This window comes from uncultured Chitinibacter sp. (genome assembly GCF_945957625.1).
GTDB lineage: Bacteria > Pseudomonadota > Gammaproteobacteria > Burkholderiales > Chitinibacteraceae > Chitinibacter > Chitinibacter tainanensis.
Genome location: NZ_CAMFLP010000006.1, coordinates 143,739 through 160,774, shown reverse-complemented (window position 1 = coordinate 160,774; position 17,036 = coordinate 143,739). Strand labels below are relative to the sequence as shown.

Below are 17,036 nucleotides of genomic sequence, written 5' to 3'. Positions count from 1 at the left end.
GATCAGGCTGACTTGGAGCGCCCCATGCCGCGCAATGCTGTATACGCCCAATCGGGCGGTGTAACCCCGGTGATTAATGCTTCTGCAGCGGGTTTGCTGCTGACGGCGCGGCAGTATCCGGTGCATTTTGGCCGGCTGTTTGCCGCGCAAAACGGCATTCTGGGCGTATTGAATGAAGCGTTGATCGATACCGCCGTGCTTAGCCAGCGTGAGCTGCAGCAGCTGAAGAACACCCCGGGCGGTGCTTTTGGTTCCTGCCGGCATAAACTCAAAACCGACAGCGAGCTGCGTCGGCTGCTGGCCGTGTTGCAGGCGTGGGATGTGGGCTACTTTTTTTACAATGGTGGGGGCGATTCGGCCGATACCTGCCTGAAAGTGGCAGAGCTAGCGCGCGCGGCCAATTACCCTTTGCAGGCCATTCATATCCCCAAAACCATTGATAATGATCTACCGCTGACCGATTGCTCGCCTGGTTTTGGCTCGGTGGCCAAATATGTGGCCACCAGCGTGCGCGAGGCGGGGCTGGATGTGGCCTCGATGGCGGCGAGCTCAACCAAAGTCTTTGTGCTGGAAGTGATGGGCCGCCATGCCGGCTGGATCGCCGCGGCCAGCGCGCTGGCCAGCCGCCACGATGCCGAACCGCCGCATCTGATTTTATTGCCGGAAGTGCCGTTCGAGCGGGCGCGTTTTGTGGCCGCCGTTGAAGATACCGTGGCCAGGTATGGCTATGCAGTGATTGTCGCGGCTGAAGGTGTGAAGGATACCCAGGGGTTGTATCTGAGCGAAGCCGGTGGCAAAGACGCGTTCGGCCATGCCCAGCTCGGCGGGCTGGCCCCTAATCTGGTGGAGATTATCAAAGCTGCGACTGGCTTTAAATGCCACTGGGCGGTCGCTGATTATCTGCAGCGCGCGGCACGGCATATCGCCTCTGCTACCGATGTGCAGCAAGCGTTTGCTGTGGGGCAGGCCGCCGCCCAGTTGGCGGTGGCGGGGCAAAATGAAGTGATGGTCAGTATCGAGCGCCTGAGCGATGAGCCCTACACCTGGGAAATCGGCGCGGTGCCGCTGGGCATGGTGGCCAATATCGAAAAACCGCTGCCAGCGGAGTTTATCAGCGCGGATGGCTTTGGTATTACCCCTGCCGCGCGCCGCTATTTGCTGCCGCTCATCCAGGGCGAGGCGCCGCCGGCCTTTATCGATGGCTTACCGGACTATGGCCAGTGGTCGTGGGTGACAGAAGGCGCTAAACTACCCCCGTATCGCCCATAAGGCGGCTACCCACCTAGCATAGCGGTCCATACCCCATGGAAAAAATCCTGTTTGAAATTCTAAGTACCATCCTGGCCACCATCTCGGCGCTGTTACCCATTGCCAACCCCTTGATGACCGTCGCCATTTTGCCGGGCCTGGCGGCGCATTTATCCGATGCCGAGCGTGACGCCCAAGTGAAGCGCGCCTGTATCTATATGGCCGCCATTCTGGTGACCTTTTTGCTGGCCGGCGCGCTGATTATGGATTTTTTCCAGATCTCGATTCCCGGCCTGCGCATTGCCGGTGGCCTGATCGTGAGTTATTTCGGTTTTGATATGCTGTTTGCCGAGCCGCACGACCCCGCCGCCAATAGCACCCCGGGTAAGCGCGATATTTCCTTCACCCCGCTGGCCATGCCGTCCTTGTCGGGCCCCGGCTCGATTGCGGTGGTGATCTCGATGTCATCAGGGGTACACGGCCAGACCGCTTTGCCGATCTGGTTAGGTTATCTGACGGTGGTGTGCGGCATTTTGCTGGTGGCCTATATCGCCTGGATTACCCTGCGCGCCTCCAGCAAGCTGTACCGGTTTCTGGGCGAGGATGGCATTAACGCGATTTCCCGCATCATGGGCTTTTTGCTGATCTGTATCGGGGTGCAATTCATCATCAACGGCGTTGGTGGCCTCTTGCACGACCCGCATTTCTGGCCGCACGCGGTCAGCCGCTAAAAATAATTAACGGCGCCTCGGTGCCGTACAGATTGATGACAAACCCCACTCGCAAAGCGAGGCTCCCCTCAAGGAGGGGACGGGAGGGGTGGGAATAAAACATAAAGTCTGCAGATTTAAACCCTTATTTCCTAGGCTCGGCTTTGCCGAGACTTGAAAATCGTGGTTTTCCACTTTGTCAGCAGCAAAAACGGCGCCTCGGCGCCGTTTTTGCTGTGCTGGCGGCTTAAATGGCGGCCCAGCGCGCCACCTGGCTGGCAATTTGCTGTGCGGCATCTGGGGCCAAGCAATCCAGCCGCAGCACATCATCCATACCGCGCAACCAGGTGAGCTGGCGTTTACACAGCTGGCGCGTGGCCACGATGCCGCGATAGCGCATCTCGGCGTAGTCGCATTCGCCGGCCAAGTGTTCCCACATTTGCCGGTAGCCCACGCAGCGCATCGAGGGCAGCTCGATATTGAGCTGGTATTTCTGTTGCAGGGCACGCACTTCATCGGCAAAACCATTCGCCAGCATCAGGTCATAGCGTTGGGCAATGCGTTCGTGCAGCACGCCGCGCTCGGAAGGCTCCAGCGCGATTTTCAGCAGGCGATAGGGCAAGGCCGCCGCGCCAGGCTCGGCCAGAATCGCTGACATGGGCCGCCCAGCCAGTAGGCAAATTTCAATCGCCCGCTCAATCCGCTGGGTTTCGCTGGGCATCAGTCGAGCCGCAGTGGCGGGGTCGAGCGCGGCGAGCTTGGCGTGCATATGCACCCAGCCATGGGTGTTGGCCTCGTGCTCCAGTTCAGCGCGCAAGGCCGGGTCAGCAGGCGGCAGCTCGTGCAGGCCATTTTGCAGCGCATTGAAATACAGCATAGTGCCGCCGACCAGCACGGGCACTTTGCCGCGAGCGCTAATTTCGGCCATCAGCGCCAGCGCATCGGTGCGAAACTGCCCAGCGGAATAGCTCTCTTCCGGGCTAATGATATCCAGCAAGTGATGCGGGGCGCGGCGCTGCTCCTCGGCATCGGGTTTGGCCGTGCCGATGTCCATATCCTTAAACACCAGCGCCGAATCAACCGAGATCAGCTCCACCGGCAAGCCCGCTTCCACCAGCGCAATCGCCGCTGCGGTTTTACCGCTGGCTGTGGGGCCCATTAAAAAAATCGCGGGGGGAAGTGCGGCTGACATTATTGGCCTCGCATAAAAAGTTTATCCAGATCATGCATCGACAGGCGAAACCACGTTGGGCGGCCGTGATTGCATTGGCCTGAGCGCTCGGTGGTTTCCATTTCGCGCAGTAGGGCGTTCATTTCCGGGATGGTGAGGGCGCGATTGGCGCGCACTGATCCATGACAGGCCATGGTGGCCAGCAGCTCGTTGCGCCGGCCGGCGAGCACTTGCGATACGCCCACCATGCGGATATCGCGCAGCATGGCTTGCGCCAGCTCCACCGGGTTGGAGTGTTGCAACAGCATCGGCACTGCGCGCACCGCCAGTTGGGTGGGCGAGGAGACGGATAATTCCAGCCCCAGCGCGGCCAGCTCGACACCGTGATCTTCGACAGTGGCCACATCGAGTTTATCGGCGCTAAATACATGCGGGATCAGCAGCGGCTGCATCGGCATGGCGTGCAGATCAAGGGCCGTTTTGAGTTTTTCGTACACCACGCGCTCATGCGCGGCATGCATATCGACCACGATCAGGCCGTCTTCGGCCTGGCTGAGAATATACACGCCATGCAGCTGAGCCAGCGCAAAGCCCAGTGGTGGGATCGCGGCATCATCGGCGGCGGGGATGGCCTCGCGGCGGGCAGCGCCGGCCGGCAAATAGGCATCCACGCTGCGGGCGGCCACCGGGCGCTGGGCTGCCAGTTGCTGCATCCAGGCGGGTTTGTCGCTACTGGCTACGCTGCTGGCTGTGGCTTCAGCGGGCGCTCCGCCGGCGCGCAAATCGCCAAAAAGCTGGTCATACAATGCCAATGGCGCTGCGCTCACTGTGGGCGAGGCGGCGGGGCTGGCCTGATAGCGGGGTGGATTTTCCTGTGCGAGCCGCGTGGCTGGCTCGCTGGGCATCGGTAGCGGCATCGCCTGCTGATGGCGGTAGGCGTGTTGCGCATAATCTTGCGGCTTCATTTCGCCTTGGGGTATGTCTACCTTAGCTATGATTTCTCCGGTTTCTGGGTCGATACCCTCCGGGGTATTGCTGGCGCCGGCCGTGGTTTTGGCCAGCGCCTTGGAGAGGCTGGTAAACAGAAAGCGATAGACGGCCTGGCTTTCGCGAAAGCGCACCTCGATCTTGGTGGGGTGCACATTGACATCCACGCCTTCGGGGTCGAGCTCCAGAAACAGGCAAAACGCCGCATGCAGATTGTGATGCAGTACGTCGCGATATGCTTCGCGCAGCGCGTGCTGTACCACTTTATCGCGCACAAAGCGGCCATTCACAAAAAAGAACTGCGCTTCGCGGCTGGATTTACCCAGCGTTGGCGAGCCGGCGATGCCATACAGCCGCAGGCCTTTGCCATCGGCGCCAAAGCCTTCGTCCACCATGATGCCGGTGTTGACGAATTCTTCGCCAATAATCGCCGCCGCGCGGCGGGCCAGATCGCCGGCGGGCCAGCGCTGCTGGGCGCGGCCATTGTGCAAGGTGGTAAATGCCACGCTCGGGTTGGCGAGCGCAATCCGCTCGATCATGGCGGCGCAGTGGGCGTATTCGGTGGCGTCGGATTTGAGAAATTTCTTGCGTGCCGGCACCTGATGATACAAATCGTGCACTTCAATCGTGGTGCCCGCGGCCAGCGCGGCCGGCTCCGGCTCAAGTAATCGGCCATGATCGGTCTCAACGCGCCAGGCATGTTTGGCCAGCTGGCCGTCTTCACTGAGCCGGCTGGTGAGGGTCAGGCGTGACACCGAGGCAATCGAGGCCAGCCCCTCGCCGCGAAAGCCCAGCGTACCTACGCGGGCCAGATCGTCCATGCTGGCGATTTTGCTGGTGGCATGCCGGTGCAGCGCCAGCGCTAGCTCGTCTTTGGCGATGCCGCAGCCATCGTCAATCACCTTGATCAGCTTGGTTCCGCCGCCGTGCAGCTCGATTTGCAAGCTGCGGCTGCCGGCATCGATGCTGTTTTCCAGCAATTCTTTCAGTGCCGAGGCGGGGCGCTCGACCACTTCGCCGGCGGCAATCTGGTTGACCAGATGGTCTGACAATAACTGGATACGTGGCATGGCGAGGGATGTTCTAAGATGAAGCTAGGCAGGCTGCCAGTATACCAGCCGGGCCGGGGATCAATCAGCAAACAAGGTGTGCGAGCATGTCGATGAAAAAAATCAGCTGTGTGATCGTTGACGATGACGCGATTATGCGCAATTTGATGGCCAGCCTGCTGCGGCGGCTGGAATTTAATGTGTTGGCCGATCTCGGACAGGGGCACGAGGCGCTGCGCATTTGTATGGATCGCAGCCCGCAGCTGGTGCTGCTGGATATCAATCTGCCGCAAACCGATGGCATGGAATTACTGCCGCAATTACTGCACCTCAATCCGGCGCCCAAGGTGATTATGGTGAGCGGTGAGGCCACGGGCGAGAAAGTGCGCGAAGCTTTGGCGCTGGGCGCGAGCGGCTTTGTGGTGAAACCCTTCACCCCGGCCCGCCTGCTGGATGCCATCAGCAAGGCGATGGGAGTGAAGATCGAGATGTAGTGGTTTGCTGGGTATTGCGCTGCCAGCCTTTCATCTATTGGCTTTCAACGCTATACCCTGCTTATTGCTGCGCCAGCTTGGTGCGCGACAAGGGCGGGTTCTTCGCAAAATAGCGTTTGATCCCGCGAAACAGCGCTTGCGCCATTTTTTGCTGATAGTCTTCGTCGATCAGCTTTTTCTCTTCTTCCGGATTGGAAATAAACGCCGTTTCCACCAGCACCGATGGAATATCCGGCGCCTTGAGCACCGCAAAGCTGGCCTGCTCAACATTGGGTTTGTGCAGGCGATTAATCCCGCCCAGCTCGCCCAGCATCACTTTACCGAGCTTCAGGCTGTCGTTGATGGTGGCGGTGGTGGTGAGATCCAGCAGCGTGCGGCGCAAATCTTCCGCGCCCGATTTAATTTTCACCCCGCCAATCAGATCGGCATCATTTTGCGTTTGCGCGAGCCAGCGCGCCGCGGAGCTCGAGGCGCCGCCTTCCGAGAGCGCAAACACCGAGCTGCCATTGGCATCGGGCCGGGTAAAGGCATCGGCGTGAATCGAGACAAACAAATCGGCCTGCACCGCGCGGGCTTTTTTCACCCGTACGCCCAGCGGTACAAAAAAATCAGCATCGCGCGTCATCACCACGCGGAAATTCGGCTCGTTTTGCAGTAATTCGCGCAGTCGCTTGGCAATCTGCAGCACCACGGTTTTTTCATGCGTGCCCGATGGCCCTACCGCACCGGGGTCTTCGCCGCCGTGGCCGGGGTCGAGCACCACCGTGATCAGCCGATCAACTTTCAGCTTGTCGCGATCCACGCTGTCGTTAGCGCGGGTTTTCTCGCCCTGGCTGGCCTTATTGTCGGCGGGCTTGGCCTCGGCGGTTTTGGTTTCGCCGGCTTTGCTGGCTTGGCTGGCAGATTTGTCCGGTTTGTTAAAGGCCGGCGGATTAGGGTCGGTTTTGAGCTGGCCGTTGTCGTTCAAAAAGGCCAGTAGCTCGTCGGTTTGCACCGCCGGATACAGATCGATCACCAGCCGGTTTTTGTATTCGGCCACCGGATCAAGGGTAAAAATCTGCGGTTTGACTTCGGCTTTGAGATCCAGCACCAGCCGCACTACGCCGGGCTTATTGCGGCCCGCGCGCAAAAGCTTGATATAGGGGTCGTTGTCGCCGACTTTGCCGGCCAGGCTTTGCAGCTCGCTGTTTAAATCCACGCCTTCCAGATCGACCACCAGCCGCTCTGGGTCTTTGAGCGAAAACTGCTTAAAGCTCAGTGGCGCATTCGATTCAATGGTGACGCGGGTATAGGCATTGGCCGGCCACACCCGCACGGCGATCACGCTGGCCGCTGCGGCGGCGAGCCCCACTGGGGTCACCGAGAGCAGCAGCGTGCCCGCCAGCGTGCGCAGCACGGCACGGCGAGCGAGCGGGGTTTCGCTCAGGGCGCTGGTGAATGAGGGTGTAACTTGTTCTGACATGCCAAACCTAAAGTAGTGAGCGCGCGCAGGGTGAAGCGCCGGCCTGCGCCTTCCGGGGTCAGGGTAATGATCCAGTCGGGGGCGGGTAATTGGCCCTGGGCTTTATCCGCCCATTCGATCAAACACACCGAGTCTGGATTGAAATAATCACGGAAACCGGCGTCTTCCCACTCGCTTGGATCATTAAACCGATACAAATCAAAGTGATAAAAGTATAAGTTAGAAATTACATAAGGTTCAACCAAGGTATAGGTGGGGCTTTTCACACGCCCCGCATAACCGAGGGCCCGCAGCAGGCCGCGGGTGAGGGTGGTTTTGCCGGCGCCGAGGTCGCCTTCCAGAAAGATGGTCATGCCGCCCGCCAGGGCTGGGGCCAATTGCTGGCCGAGCGCCAGCGTGGCGTCTTCATCGCTTAAAAAACCAGAGAAGGCGGTATCATTGTGCGTATGCATGCATCGAACCCAATGGATTATCAGGCGCTGGCGACTCGGATTAAAGAGTGGGCCAGCGAGCTTGGCTTTGCCCGCGCTGCGATTACCGGCGTGGATTTAGCACACGCCGAAACCGGGCTGGCCGACTGGCTGGCGCGCGGGTTTCATGGCGAGATGGATTATATGGCAAGGCATGGTTTAAAGCGTGCCCGACCGGCAGAATTAGTACCAAATACCGTGGCGGTGATCAGTGTTTTCATGCCGTATCGCGCTGGAGGCCTTGATCCACATGCCGTGCTGGCCGATACCGAGCGGGCGTATATCTCGCGCTATGCTTTAGGTCGAGACTATCACAAGGTGCTACGTAATCGCTTACAGCAATTGGCCGACCGGCTGGCGGCGCAGATTGGCCCCTTTGGACATCGGGTGTTTGTGGATTCGGCGCCGGTGCTGGAGGTTGAGCTGGCCAAGCAGGCGGGGCTGGGTTGGCGTGGCAAACACTCTTTATTGCTCAATCGCGACTTTGGCTCGTTTTATTTTCTGGGCGAACTATTTACCGATTTACCGCTGCCGCCTGATCCGCCGTTACCGAAAGAGCATTGTGGCAACTGCACGGCCTGTATCGACGCCTGTCCGACGCAGGCGATTGTGGCGCCGTATCAGGTGGATGCGCGGCGCTGTATTTCCTACCTGACCATTGAGCTGAAAGGCCCGGTGCCGCTGGAGTTTCGCCGCGCCATCGGTAATCGCGTGTATGGTTGCGATGATTGCCAGCTGGTGTGCCCGTGGAACCGCTTTGCCGCCACCAGCGCCGAAACCGACTTTGCCATTCGCCATGGTCTTGATGATGTGACGCTGCTGGCATTGTTTGCCTGGAGCGAGGACGACTTTAATACCAAGATGGCCGGTAGCCCGATTTACCGCATTGGCTATGCCAAATGGCTGAGTAATCTGGCGCTGGGCCTGGGTAATGCTACCCCCAGCCCAGCCATCGGCGCGGCATTGGCCGCACGAGCGGATGACCCTAGCCCGCTGGTGCGCGAGCATGTGGCTTGGGCTTTGCAGGAAGGTGGGTATGTAGCTAAAGGCTTTTAGTTGTATGGCCTGTGGCTAGATACGGTGCGGGGTATTAGTCTTTGCGCGACTCGCGGCCATAGCAGGCCAGTACATCATCAATAGTTAGCAGCGCCTGACTAATCTGCAGCGGCTTACTCAGATAGGCGACAAAACCACTGGCCAGTGCGTCGTTAATTTGCTCGGGCAAGGTGTTACCAGAGAGCGCCACGCAGGGGATATCACGGGTGCTGGCATGATTTTGCAGCTGGGTGTAAATGCTTTGCCCGGTGCCATCGGGGAGCTGCTGGTCAAGCAAAATCAGATCGGGTTTGAGCTGCTTGGCCATGGCGATGCCATCTTGCCCGGTTTTGGCCACATACACATGGTATTGCGGCCGCTGTTTGAGCAGCACATTTTGCAGCAGCTTTTGCGACAGCAAATCGTCTTCGATATACAGCAAGGTGCGGCTGCGATCATCGGCCGGGGCGGTGATGATGCTGGCCTGCGCCTTAAATGGCTCCGCGCCTGGCAGTTCGATCCAGAAAGTACTGCCCACATCCAGTTGGCTGCTGACGCCGACTTGCCCTTGCATCAGTTGCGCCAGCTTGCGGGTAAACGCCAGCCCGATGCCAGTGCCCTCGATCCGATCCAGGTGCGAACCGACGCGGTTAAAGGTGGTAAACAGCTGCGCCTGATCTTCTTCGGCAATCCCAAGCCCGGTATCGCGCACATTGATGCGCCAGCCGTGCTCGCCCGCGCGCTCCACCTGAATATCCACCCGCCCGCCTTGGCGATTGTATTTAATGGCGTTCGAAATCAGATTGAGCAGCATTTGCCGCAGCCGGCGCTCATCGGCCAGCACCGTGGCGGCGGGTAGCGCGGCGGCGCTGAGCGTCACCTGATTATCCCGCGCCAGCAGCTGGGTGAGATTCAGGCATTCCTGAATACAGGTGGGCAGATTGATGGGCTCTAGTTTGAGCTTAAGCTTGCCCGCCTCGATACTGGCCAGATCCAGCACTTCATTGATTAATTCCAGCAAATGCCGGCCGGCCTGATGGATATAGCCACCCAGCACCTGATGCTCATTGCCGCTGTCGTTTTCAATCACCTGGGCAAAACCCATCATGGCATTGAGCGGGGTACGCAGCTCGTGGCTCATGTGGGCGAGGAAATCGGATTTGGCCTGATTGGCTTGCTGAGCCTGATCGCGGGCTTCGCGCAGCTGGGCTTCGATGGCTTTGAGTGCCGAAATATCATGCAGGCAAAACAGCCGGCCGATCGGCGCATCGCGGTATTGTTGCGGGCAGCTGGTGATTTCATACACTCGCCCATCGCGCAGAGCAAAGGTTTGCTGCTCGCTCACAAACGGGTCGTGATAAAGCAGCCGCAGCCAGTCGTCAAAGCGACGCGCGTCGGGTAATTGCTGTTTGAATTCGCTTAAGGGTTGGGCAAACAGATCGGGCAGACGCTGTTCAATCGGCCAGACTTGCAGCAGGCGATGGTTGTAATGCTGGATAACGCCATCCAGATTGGTAACCAAAATGCCATCTACCGTGGATTCCAGCGTGGCGGCCAAGAGGGCGCTGGTTTTGTCGCTTTCTTCTTCCAGTTTTTTGCTGGCGCTGATGTCTTGCACCGAGATAATGCACACCGGCCCATCGCCGCTATCCACCAGGCGGATGGTTTTACTCACGCTAAACAGATGCCCTTGCGCGTGGCGGTATTCGCCTTCGACGCGGGTGACTTCCTGTAGCCCGCATTGGCGCACGTCTTCCCAGAAAAACACATCCTGCAGACCAACTTCGATCTGGCTGATCGGCAGGCCCAGCAAGGTGCTCAGCGGATAACCGAGCAGGCTTTCGCAGGCCGGGTTGGCGGCCACGATGACTTCCTGCTGCGGGTCCACCGCCAGAATGGCGATCGCACAATAATCACTCAGCAGGTGTGGGGCGATCATGCTTGGGGCTCGCTGGGGCTAAAGTAATACGTCATCCGTTTGCGCGGATTCAGGTAGCTCAGCACCGGCCGCGCCAGCTGGCTGGCTTTAAGCGCCTTGCTGATATTCAAATCCGGATGACGTTCCAGATCCAGCACCATGGCCTGCTCGGCCGGGATAGACGGATCATAAACCAGCACTTGCGGCTTTAAGGGGCGCGAGGCATTCACTGCCACCACCAGCCCGTAATATTCATTGGATAACTGCACCAGTGTGCCCGGCGGGTATACGCCCAGGCTGCGAATCAGCATATTCATCGCCGCCGGATCGAATTTGGGCTTTTGCTGGGCAAACATCAGCGATAAGCCCTCATGCGGCGTGAGCGAGGTGGCCGGATTGATTTTATTGCAGTGATTGTCGTAGGTATTCACCACCGCCAGAATCCGCGCCAGCGGGTGGATTGAATCAATGCCCAGCTGCTTGGGGTAGCCACTGCCATCGCAGTGCTCATGATGCTGGGCGATAATCAGCTGCGTTTCGGCATCGAGCCCCGCGCGGCGGGCGGTATCGACGCCCCATTGGCAATGCTGCTCGTAGAGGCTTTTTTCGGCGCGATTGAGAGGCTCGGTTTTTAGCAAAATCCGGTCGGGCACTTCGACCTTGCCGCAATCGTGCAGCAGGCTGGCCAGCGCCAGTTTTTCGATTTGCGCCCGGCTAAAATTCATTTCCCGCGCCAGCATCATTCCCAGTACGGTGGTATTGAGCGAATGAAAATACAGATCATCGCCCAGCGCCTTGTCGTTCATCAGGTGAATGGCAATGTCGTTGTCGGTGAGCAGCGTATCGAGCATGGTGCCCACCAGCACTGTGGCGGCGGTCACACTGTCTTTGGGGTTGCTGTGCACCTCGCGATTGAGCTTGCGCACCGTGCCGGCCGCCGAACTAAAGGCCTTGGTACACTCGGCCAGTAGCGCCCGGCGGCGCTCTTGTTCGAGCTGCCGCTGGCGTTTGGCCGCCATTTCGGCGGCAATGGCCGGGTCGATTTCGATGGGGGCGGCTGCGCTGACCGCCGCGGGCTCGAGCGCCTGAGTGGCTGCTTCAGCCGGGGGGCAATCGCTCTTTTCCGGGCTGTAACGGATTTGTTTCAAGCCAAGATTTTTAATTGTCTTAATTTGCTCGTCAGATTTGAGCTTGAAACTACCGAAAGGGAACGGGTGGTCCATCCAGTTCAGATCCAGATGGATAAACAGGCCGACTTGCAGTTGCTCCGGTGAAATATATGCGGCAGATTCGTCTTGGGGCATGGCCTGGCGGGGGATCTCGGTGGGCATTCAATCGTCTATTAGTATGAGCTAAAAATGTTACTTTTGCAGTGTCGACGGAGCTAGCCACGATGAGTTCGCCAATGATTCATCCGCTGGGGGAGGCCGCGCTGGTGCTGGATGCCGGAGTGAGTGCGCAAACACGCTTGCTGGCCATGGGGTATCTGGCTGAACGCAAATCAAACCGGCTTTTCCAGCTTATACCCGGGGTGGGTAATATCACGATGCGCTTTAATCCGCTGCAGCTGGCAAGCAGCGAGGCGCTGGTGCTGCTGCAAAGCCTGTGGGCGCAAGCCGAAACGGTCAGTTTGCCGCCACCGCGGCAGTTTGAGATCCCGGTGGTGTATGGCGGGGCCGCCGGCCCTGATCTGGCGCTGGTGGCCGAGCATTGTCAGCTCAGCGAAGCGGCGGTGATCGAAGCGCATGCCAGCCCGTGGTATGACGTGCTGTGCATTGGGTTTTTGCCGGGGTTTCCCTATTTGGCGGGCTTGCCCACCGCTTTGCACACCCCGCGGCGCAGTGTGCCCCGGCATCAGGTAGCCACTGGCGCCGTTGGGATCGGTGGTGCGCAGACGGGGATTTATCCTTGCCCCAGCCCGGGCGGCTGGCAGCTGATTGGTCAAACCAGCGTCAATTTGTTTGACCCGACCCGCGCCGAGCCCTGTTTGCTGCGCGCTGGCGATCAATTGCGCTTTGTGCCGCAGGAGGCCTGATGGGACACAAACACATACTGCTGCGGCTGGAAAAAGCCGGCGTACAAAGTACGGTGCAGGATCTGGGCCGGGTGGCCGCGGCCAGCTGGGGCGTGCCGGCCGGTGGCGCCGCTGATCCGCTGGCGCTGCAGCTGGCCAATCTGCTACTGGGCAATCCACCTGAAGCCGCTGCGCTGGAAATCACGCTGGGTGGGCTGCGCGGGCAGTTTGAACACACGACCTCGTTTGCGCTGGCTGGCGCCGATTGCGAAGCGCGACTGGATGGCGAGCGCCTGCTACCCAATGCTGTGTACCGCGCCTGCAAAGGGCAGCAGCTGGTGCTGGGCACGCCGGCGCACGGCATGCGCACTTATCTAGCCTTGCCGGGCGGGCTGGATGTACCGCTGCTGGCCGGTAGCCGCGCTACCTTGCTGCCGGCGGCGCTGGGCGGCTGGCAGGGGCGGCCGCTGCGCAAGGGTGATGTGTTGCGTGGCCTGCGGCGTGATAAACACTGCCCGCCCTGTGCCATGGCCTTGCCGCCCCGTGGGCATATCTTGCGCTATTTGCCCGGCCCGCAGTGGGGCGAGCTGGGGAGTGAAGGCCAGCGTCGCTGGCAACACACGGCCTGGCAGCTCGATCAGCAATCCAACCGGATGGGCTTGAAGCTCAATGGTGCCGAGCTGGTCATGGAAACCCCGCTGCAGCTCCGCTCGCATGCGGTCTTGCCGGGGACAGTGCAGTTGCCGCCAGGTGGCCAGCCGATTGTGCTGCTGGCCGATGCGCAGCTCACCGGCGGCTATCCGGTGATCGCCCAGATTATTCAGGCTGATTTGTGGCGACTAGGGCAGTTGCGCGCCGGCGAGCGCGTGCAGATGCAGCAGGTCGATGAAGCTAGCGCGCTGGCAGCGCTGCGCGAGCAGCAGCAGTGGTTTCGCCGATTGGCCCAAGTGCGGGCTAGCTTGCGCCCGCTGCAGCCAGCGCAAAGCAGCGTAGAATAAGGGCTATGCAGACTCATATTGATTTAAACGCCGATCTGGGCGAGGGCTTTCCGCTTGATGCCCAGCTGATGCCTTTACTCAGCTCGGTGAATATCGCTTGCGGTGGCCATGCCGGCGATGTGGATTCGATGCGCGCCACCGTGCGGCTCGCGCGCCAATATGGCGTGCGCATTGGTGCGCACCCTAGCTACCCGGATCGCGAGCAGTTTGGCCGGCGCAGCATCGATCTGACCGAGAGCCAGCTGGTGTTTAGTCTCACCGCCCAGCTGTGGGCGCTGAAGGCCGTGTGTATCGAAGAAGGCGTCTCGGTGGCGTATGTGAAGCCGCATGGCGCGCTGTATAACGATGCGGCGGCGTCGCGCCCGCTGGCGCAGCAAATTGCGCAAATGATTCGCGAAGTAGACCCCGATCTGGCGCTGATGGGCCTGGCTGGTTCGGCGCTGATCGACGCTGGCCGTGCGGCAGGTTTGCGAGTGATTGAAGAGGGCTTTGCCGATCGTGCGTATCTGCCCGATGGCCAGCTGCAGCCGCGCAGCCAGCCCGGCGCGGTGCTTACTGACCCCACTGCCGTGCTTGAACAGGCGCTGTGGCTGAGCCAGCGCGTTGATTCCCTGTGTTTGCATGGCGACAACCCCGCTGCGCTCGTGCAGGCCCAGCTGATTCGCCAGGCGCTGGAGCAGGCGGGGATCCGTATCGCAGCCGATTATGATCCGCATGCCGGTTTGTTTGTGAGCTAAAGCGCGGCTTAATCCCAGCGCTGAGCGGCCAGCCAGGCGCACAGGCGTGCGCTGAAAGCCGCCGCGCTGCTATCCCACATCATCGCGTGCCCGGCTGCAGGCAGCCGCTCGGCGCTCACGCCCCAGGCTTGCGCGGTGAGTGCAACATCGGACCACGGGATAATATTGTCATGCTCGGCTCCGAGCACCCAGACCGGATAATTCACCGTTTGCGGCCAGTTTTTCCACCATTGCGGCAGCCATAATTCGCCGAGCGCGGCCATCGATTCGGGCTGGGCGCGGCTGGCAAAGGCTTCCACCTGCAGCATGGGGGTTTCTGGCGCGAATAAAAGATGCCGCAGCATCGCGGCATCCAGCTGCGTGGTGTGCCCGAGTGCAAAACCCTGCAAGCCCAGCAGCAATTGCGGATGCACGGTGCTCATGTATTGCAGCGAGCCGGCCAGCCCGTAAGGCGGAATACTGGCCAGCAAAATCAGCGCTTTAGGCGGTGTGGCGCGGGCGATTTCCTGTGCCAGATAGCCGCCCAGCGAATGGCCGAGCAAAATGCAGGGCTCGCCAATTTGCGCCAGTGCCTGCCGCACATCGGCCAGATAATCGCCGAGCTGGTTGTGCGCTAATTCCCAAAAGCCGCTGCTTTGGCCGTGCCCGCGCAGGCTCAGTGCATGGCTGGTGTAGCCGGCAGCGGCGAGCTGGGCTTGCACCCCTTGCCAGCACCAGGCGCCGGCAAAAGCGCCGTGGAGCAGTAAGAGGGGCGGTGCGCCATTGGCTTGGCTGGGTTTAAGGCTAATCAGTTCGAGGTCGGGTGCGGGCATGGTGGGAACAAAAATAAAGGGAAGAATGGGCGCCAGGCGCTTAGGCGCCTTCGCGCGGGCCGGGCAGGCCCGGCTCGAGGCCATCGTGGCGCTGCAGAGCGCGGCTCAGGCGCTGGCCGAGTTTGGCCAGATCCACACTATGCGCCGCGCTGCGCTCGCGGCACCGGCTTTGCAGCAGGCGATTGGCCGGCAAGCGGCCACTGGCCAAGGCATACACAATCCGATTGGCGCTGTGATCGGCGCCGATCGCGAGCGTGGCGCCATGAAAGCTGGTGCGGATGCGCTGGTAATAGCAATCAAAGCGCGGATCACTGCCCCAGAGATTAACCACCAGCACCCCATCCGGGCGCAGTTGGCGACGGCAGGTGTCAAAGAAAGTCTGGCTGGCCAGCCGCTCCGGCATGCCATTGGGGCCGTAGGCATCGATCAATAGCACATCGAAGGGCGCGTGCCGTTCTGGCAGCCAATCGCCCCCATCGGCGCAGCTAATCTGCAGCCGCGGGCTGTGGGGCACAGCAAACTGCGGGGCCAGCGCGATCACGGCCGCGCTGATTTCGGCCACGGCAATCTGGCTGGTCGGTAGGTAATGATGGCAGTACTTGGCCAGCGAGCCACCGCCCAGACCGATCATGCCGATATGGTGGGTATCTTCCTGCAGCAAAACAAAACCAAGCATGCTGCGCGTATACCCCAGGATAAGCTCATTCGGATGTTGTTTATTCATCCGGCTCTGGACGGTTTTTAGATCAAACATCAGCGAGAGCTCATCACCTTCGTCATAGACAAAGGGTTGGCCGGTTTCGCTTTCGGCCAGCAAGCTGGCAAAACTGGGGCTCTGACTCACGGGGCAAGGCCTGAAGGAAGAAGGCTTCACGCTACCGTCGCGCGCGCAGCTTGTCGAGCCTGCGCCCTCGTTTGCCACCCGTGATGCACACTGGCTTGATCTGCGCCAAGCTTGGCGCGGATTCTGCGCCGGCGGCGGCAGAATGCCCGTGCAATGCCTATCACGCCCCGCGCGCGCAAGGTAGAATGGCGGCTTTTGTGGCTGCGGCGTGCGTATGCAAACTTCTTTGCCTTCTCATCCGATTGGGGTGTTTGATTCCGGGGTGGGTGGACTGACCGTGGTGCGGGCCCTGATGGATCGCCTGCCGTTTGAAAACATCATTTACTTTGGCGACACCGCCCGCGTGCCCTACGGCGTGAAATCGGTGGCCACCATCGAACATTACACGCAGCAGATCGCCGATTTTCTGCAGCAGCAGCAAGTAAAAATGCTGATCATCGCCTGCAACACCATGGCGGCGGTGGCGGCGGACAAAGTGCGGGCCAATTCGCCCGTGCCGGTGCTGGATGTGATCGAGGCCGGCGCGCGCAATGCCGTGGCGCATACCCGCACTGGCGGCATCGGCGTGATCGGCACGCCCACTACAATTAATTCCAATGCCTATGCCCGCGCGATTCATCAGCTGAACCCGGCTACCCGCGTGTATTCACAAGCCTGCCCGCTGTTTGTGCCGCTGGTGGAAGAGGGCTGGCTGGATCATCCGGTCACGCGCATGACCGCGCAGGAATACCTCAAGCCGGTGTTCGTTGAATCGATCGATACGCTGGTGCTGGGCTGCACGCACTATCCATTATTAAAACCGCTGCTGCTGGATGTGTGCGGCAACCGCATGCAGCTGGTGGATTCGGCCTTGTCGATCGCGGATCAGACCGCCGAAATTCTCAATAGCAGTGGCCTGGCCAATAACGCCCATCAGCTGCCCGAGTACCGCTTTGTGGTCACCGATCTGCCGGTGAAATTCCAGACCATCGGCGAGCGCTTTCTGGGCCGCAGTCTGGGCAAAATCGAGCTCACCCAGCTCTAAACTTAAGCTCGTGCCCCACGCAACAAAGCCCGCAGCAGCGGGCTTTGTGATTTTATGACATTG

At 60.2% G+C, this 17,036-nt stretch carries 16 protein-coding genes; 8 read left to right on the top strand and 8 right to left on the bottom strand.

The genetic code is table 11. The features are described from left to right. Window positions 1-24 precede the first annotated feature (24 nt). Window positions 25-1,269, top strand: a complete 1,245-nt coding sequence (locus QV747_RS09475; RefSeq protein ID WP_273431094.1) for a 6-phosphofructokinase — start codon at window positions 25-27, stop codon at window positions 1,267-1,269. A gap of 35 nt (window positions 1,270-1,304) precedes the next feature. Next, entirely contained in the window at window positions 1,305-1,979 is a 675-nt protein-coding gene (locus QV747_RS09470) for a MarC family NAAT transporter (protein ID WP_051258737.1), read from the top strand. 226 nt (window positions 1,980-2,205) lie between these two features. Here QV747_RS09470 and miaA read toward each other — a convergent pair whose 3' ends face one another. Together miaA and mutL are read right to left on the bottom strand one after the other, a co-directional pair. Further along, window positions 2,206-3,150: a tRNA (adenosine(37)-N6)-dimethylallyltransferase MiaA gene (miaA, locus tag QV747_RS09465; protein ID WP_273431092.1), complete on the bottom strand. Its 945-nt coding sequence runs from the start codon at window positions 3,148-3,150 to the stop codon at window positions 2,206-2,208. Next, window positions 3,150-5,186 (bottom strand): DNA mismatch repair endonuclease MutL, encoded by a 2,037-nt coding sequence (gene mutL / locus QV747_RS09460; protein ID WP_273431091.1) that lies wholly within the window; start codon window positions 5,184-5,186, stop codon window positions 3,150-3,152. Before mutL ends, miaA begins: the two co-directional genes overlap by 1 nt. Window positions 5,187-5,272: 86 nt before the next feature. On the opposite strand from mutL, the gene QV747_RS09455 reads away from it, so the two are divergent. Beyond that, entirely contained in the window at window positions 5,273-5,659 is a 387-nt protein-coding gene (locus QV747_RS09455; protein ID WP_028449083.1) for a response regulator, read from the top strand. A gap of 61 nt (window positions 5,660-5,720) precedes the next feature. Here the strand turns inward: QV747_RS09455 and QV747_RS09450 are convergent, their stop codons facing one another. Further along, a complete protein-coding gene (locus QV747_RS09450) occupies window positions 5,721-7,121 on the bottom strand; it encodes an N-acetylmuramoyl-L-alanine amidase (RefSeq protein WP_051258738.1) in 1,401 nt (466 codons plus the stop codon). Next, complete coding sequence (gene tsaE, locus QV747_RS09445; protein WP_028449085.1) at window positions 7,082-7,573, bottom strand: tRNA (adenosine(37)-N6)-threonylcarbamoyltransferase complex ATPase subunit type 1 TsaE; 492 nt, start codon at window positions 7,571-7,573, stop codon at window positions 7,082-7,084. The genes QV747_RS09450 and tsaE overlap by 40 nt, the downstream gene beginning before the upstream one ends. Between tsaE and queG the strand changes: the two genes are divergently transcribed. Then, window positions 7,568-8,647 (top strand): tRNA epoxyqueuosine(34) reductase QueG, encoded by a 1,080-nt coding sequence (queG, locus tag QV747_RS09440; RefSeq protein ID WP_273431088.1) that lies wholly within the window; start codon window positions 7,568-7,570, stop codon window positions 8,645-8,647. The two genes, tsaE and queG, sit on opposite strands and share 6 nt — an antisense overlap. Window positions 8,648-8,681: 34 nt before the next feature. Here the strand turns inward: queG and QV747_RS09435 are convergent, their stop codons facing one another. After that, window positions 8,682-10,565 (bottom strand): PAS domain-containing hybrid sensor histidine kinase/response regulator, encoded by a 1,884-nt coding sequence (locus tag QV747_RS09435; RefSeq protein ID WP_273431086.1) that lies wholly within the window; start codon window positions 10,563-10,565, stop codon window positions 8,682-8,684. Next, window positions 10,562-11,875, bottom strand: a complete 1,314-nt coding sequence (locus QV747_RS09430; RefSeq protein WP_051258740.1) for an HD domain-containing phosphohydrolase — start codon at window positions 11,873-11,875, stop codon at window positions 10,562-10,564. The genes QV747_RS09435 and QV747_RS09430 overlap by 4 nt, the downstream gene beginning before the upstream one ends. Before the next feature lie 62 nt (window positions 11,876-11,937). Between QV747_RS09430 and pxpB the strand changes: the two genes are divergently transcribed. The 3 genes from pxpB to pxpA are packed head-to-tail and all read left to right on the top strand — an operon-like array spanning window position 11,938 to window position 14,293. Beyond that, the gene (gene pxpB, locus QV747_RS09425) at window positions 11,938-12,579 is read left to right on the top strand and encodes a 5-oxoprolinase subunit PxpB (protein ID WP_273431084.1); all 642 of its coding nucleotides are present in this window, start codon (window positions 11,938-11,940) and stop codon (window positions 12,577-12,579) included. Continuing rightward, window positions 12,579-13,556 carry a biotin-dependent carboxyltransferase family protein gene (locus QV747_RS09420; RefSeq protein ID WP_052190643.1) on the top strand — a complete coding sequence of 326 codons (978 nt, stop codon included), beginning with the start codon at window positions 12,579-12,581 and terminating at the stop codon, window positions 13,554-13,556. Before pxpB ends, QV747_RS09420 begins: the two co-directional genes overlap by 1 nt. 5 nt (window positions 13,557-13,561) lie before the next feature. Further along, a complete protein-coding gene (pxpA, locus tag QV747_RS09415) occupies window positions 13,562-14,293 on the top strand; it encodes a 5-oxoprolinase subunit PxpA (protein ID WP_273431081.1) in 732 nt (243 codons plus the stop codon). Window positions 14,294-14,301: 8 nt separating this feature from the next. Here pxpA and QV747_RS09410 read toward each other — a convergent pair whose 3' ends face one another. Further along, complete coding sequence (locus QV747_RS09410) at window positions 14,302-15,105, bottom strand: alpha/beta fold hydrolase (RefSeq protein WP_273431079.1); 804 nt, start codon at window positions 15,103-15,105, stop codon at window positions 14,302-14,304. Between the two features lie 40 nt (window positions 15,106-15,145). After that, window positions 15,146-15,949, bottom strand: a complete 804-nt coding sequence (locus tag QV747_RS09405) for a fused MFS/spermidine synthase (RefSeq protein WP_273431077.1) — start codon at window positions 15,947-15,949, stop codon at window positions 15,146-15,148. 214 nt (window positions 15,950-16,163) lie between these two features. On the opposite strand from QV747_RS09405, the gene murI reads away from it, so the two are divergent. Then, window positions 16,164-16,973 (top strand): glutamate racemase, encoded by an 810-nt coding sequence (gene murI, locus QV747_RS09400; RefSeq protein ID WP_273431075.1) that lies wholly within the window; start codon window positions 16,164-16,166, stop codon window positions 16,971-16,973. Window positions 16,974-17,036 lie beyond the last annotated feature (63 nt).

Excerpts from the sequence above, each read along its gene's own strand:
- QV747_RS09475 (WP_273431094.1), top strand. The coding sequence starts at position 25 with ATGCCGCGCAATGCTGTATACGCCCAATCGGGCGGTGTAACCCCGGTG.
- QV747_RS09470 (WP_051258737.1), top strand. The coding sequence starts at position 1,305 with ATGGAAAAAATCCTGTTTGAAATTCTAAGTACCATCCTGGCCACCATC.
- miaA (WP_273431092.1), bottom strand. The coding sequence starts at position 3,150 with ATGTCAGCCGCACTTCCCCCCGCGATTTTTTTAATGGGCCCCACAGCC.
- mutL (WP_273431091.1), bottom strand. The coding sequence starts at position 5,186 with ATGCCACGTATCCAGTTATTGTCAGACCATCTGGTCAACCAGATTGCC.
- QV747_RS09455 (WP_028449083.1), top strand. The coding sequence starts at position 5,273 with ATGTCGATGAAAAAAATCAGCTGTGTGATCGTTGACGATGACGCGATT.
- QV747_RS09450 (WP_051258738.1), bottom strand. The coding sequence starts at position 7,121 with ATGTCAGAACAAGTTACACCCTCATTCACCAGCGCCCTGAGCGAAACC.
- queG (WP_273431088.1), top strand. The coding sequence starts at position 7,568 with ATGCATGCATCGAACCCAATGGATTATCAGGCGCTGGCGACTCGGATT.
- tsaE (WP_028449085.1), bottom strand. The coding sequence starts at position 7,573 with ATGCATACGCACAATGATACCGCCTTCTCTGGTTTTTTAAGCGATGAA.
- QV747_RS09435 (WP_273431086.1), bottom strand. The coding sequence starts at position 10,565 with ATGATCGCCCCACACCTGCTGAGTGATTATTGTGCGATCGCCATTCTG.
- QV747_RS09430 (WP_051258740.1), bottom strand. The coding sequence starts at position 11,875 with ATGCCCACCGAGATCCCCCGCCAGGCCATGCCCCAAGACGAATCTGCC.
- pxpB (WP_273431084.1), top strand. The coding sequence starts at position 11,938 with ATGAGTTCGCCAATGATTCATCCGCTGGGGGAGGCCGCGCTGGTGCTG.
- QV747_RS09420 (WP_052190643.1), top strand. The coding sequence starts at position 12,579 with ATGGGACACAAACACATACTGCTGCGGCTGGAAAAAGCCGGCGTACAA.
- pxpA (WP_273431081.1), top strand. The coding sequence starts at position 13,562 with ATGCAGACTCATATTGATTTAAACGCCGATCTGGGCGAGGGCTTTCCG.
- QV747_RS09410 (WP_273431079.1), bottom strand. The coding sequence starts at position 15,105 with ATGCCCGCACCCGACCTCGAACTGATTAGCCTTAAACCCAGCCAAGCC.
- murI (WP_273431075.1), top strand. The coding sequence starts at position 16,164 with ATGCAAACTTCTTTGCCTTCTCATCCGATTGGGGTGTTTGATTCCGGG.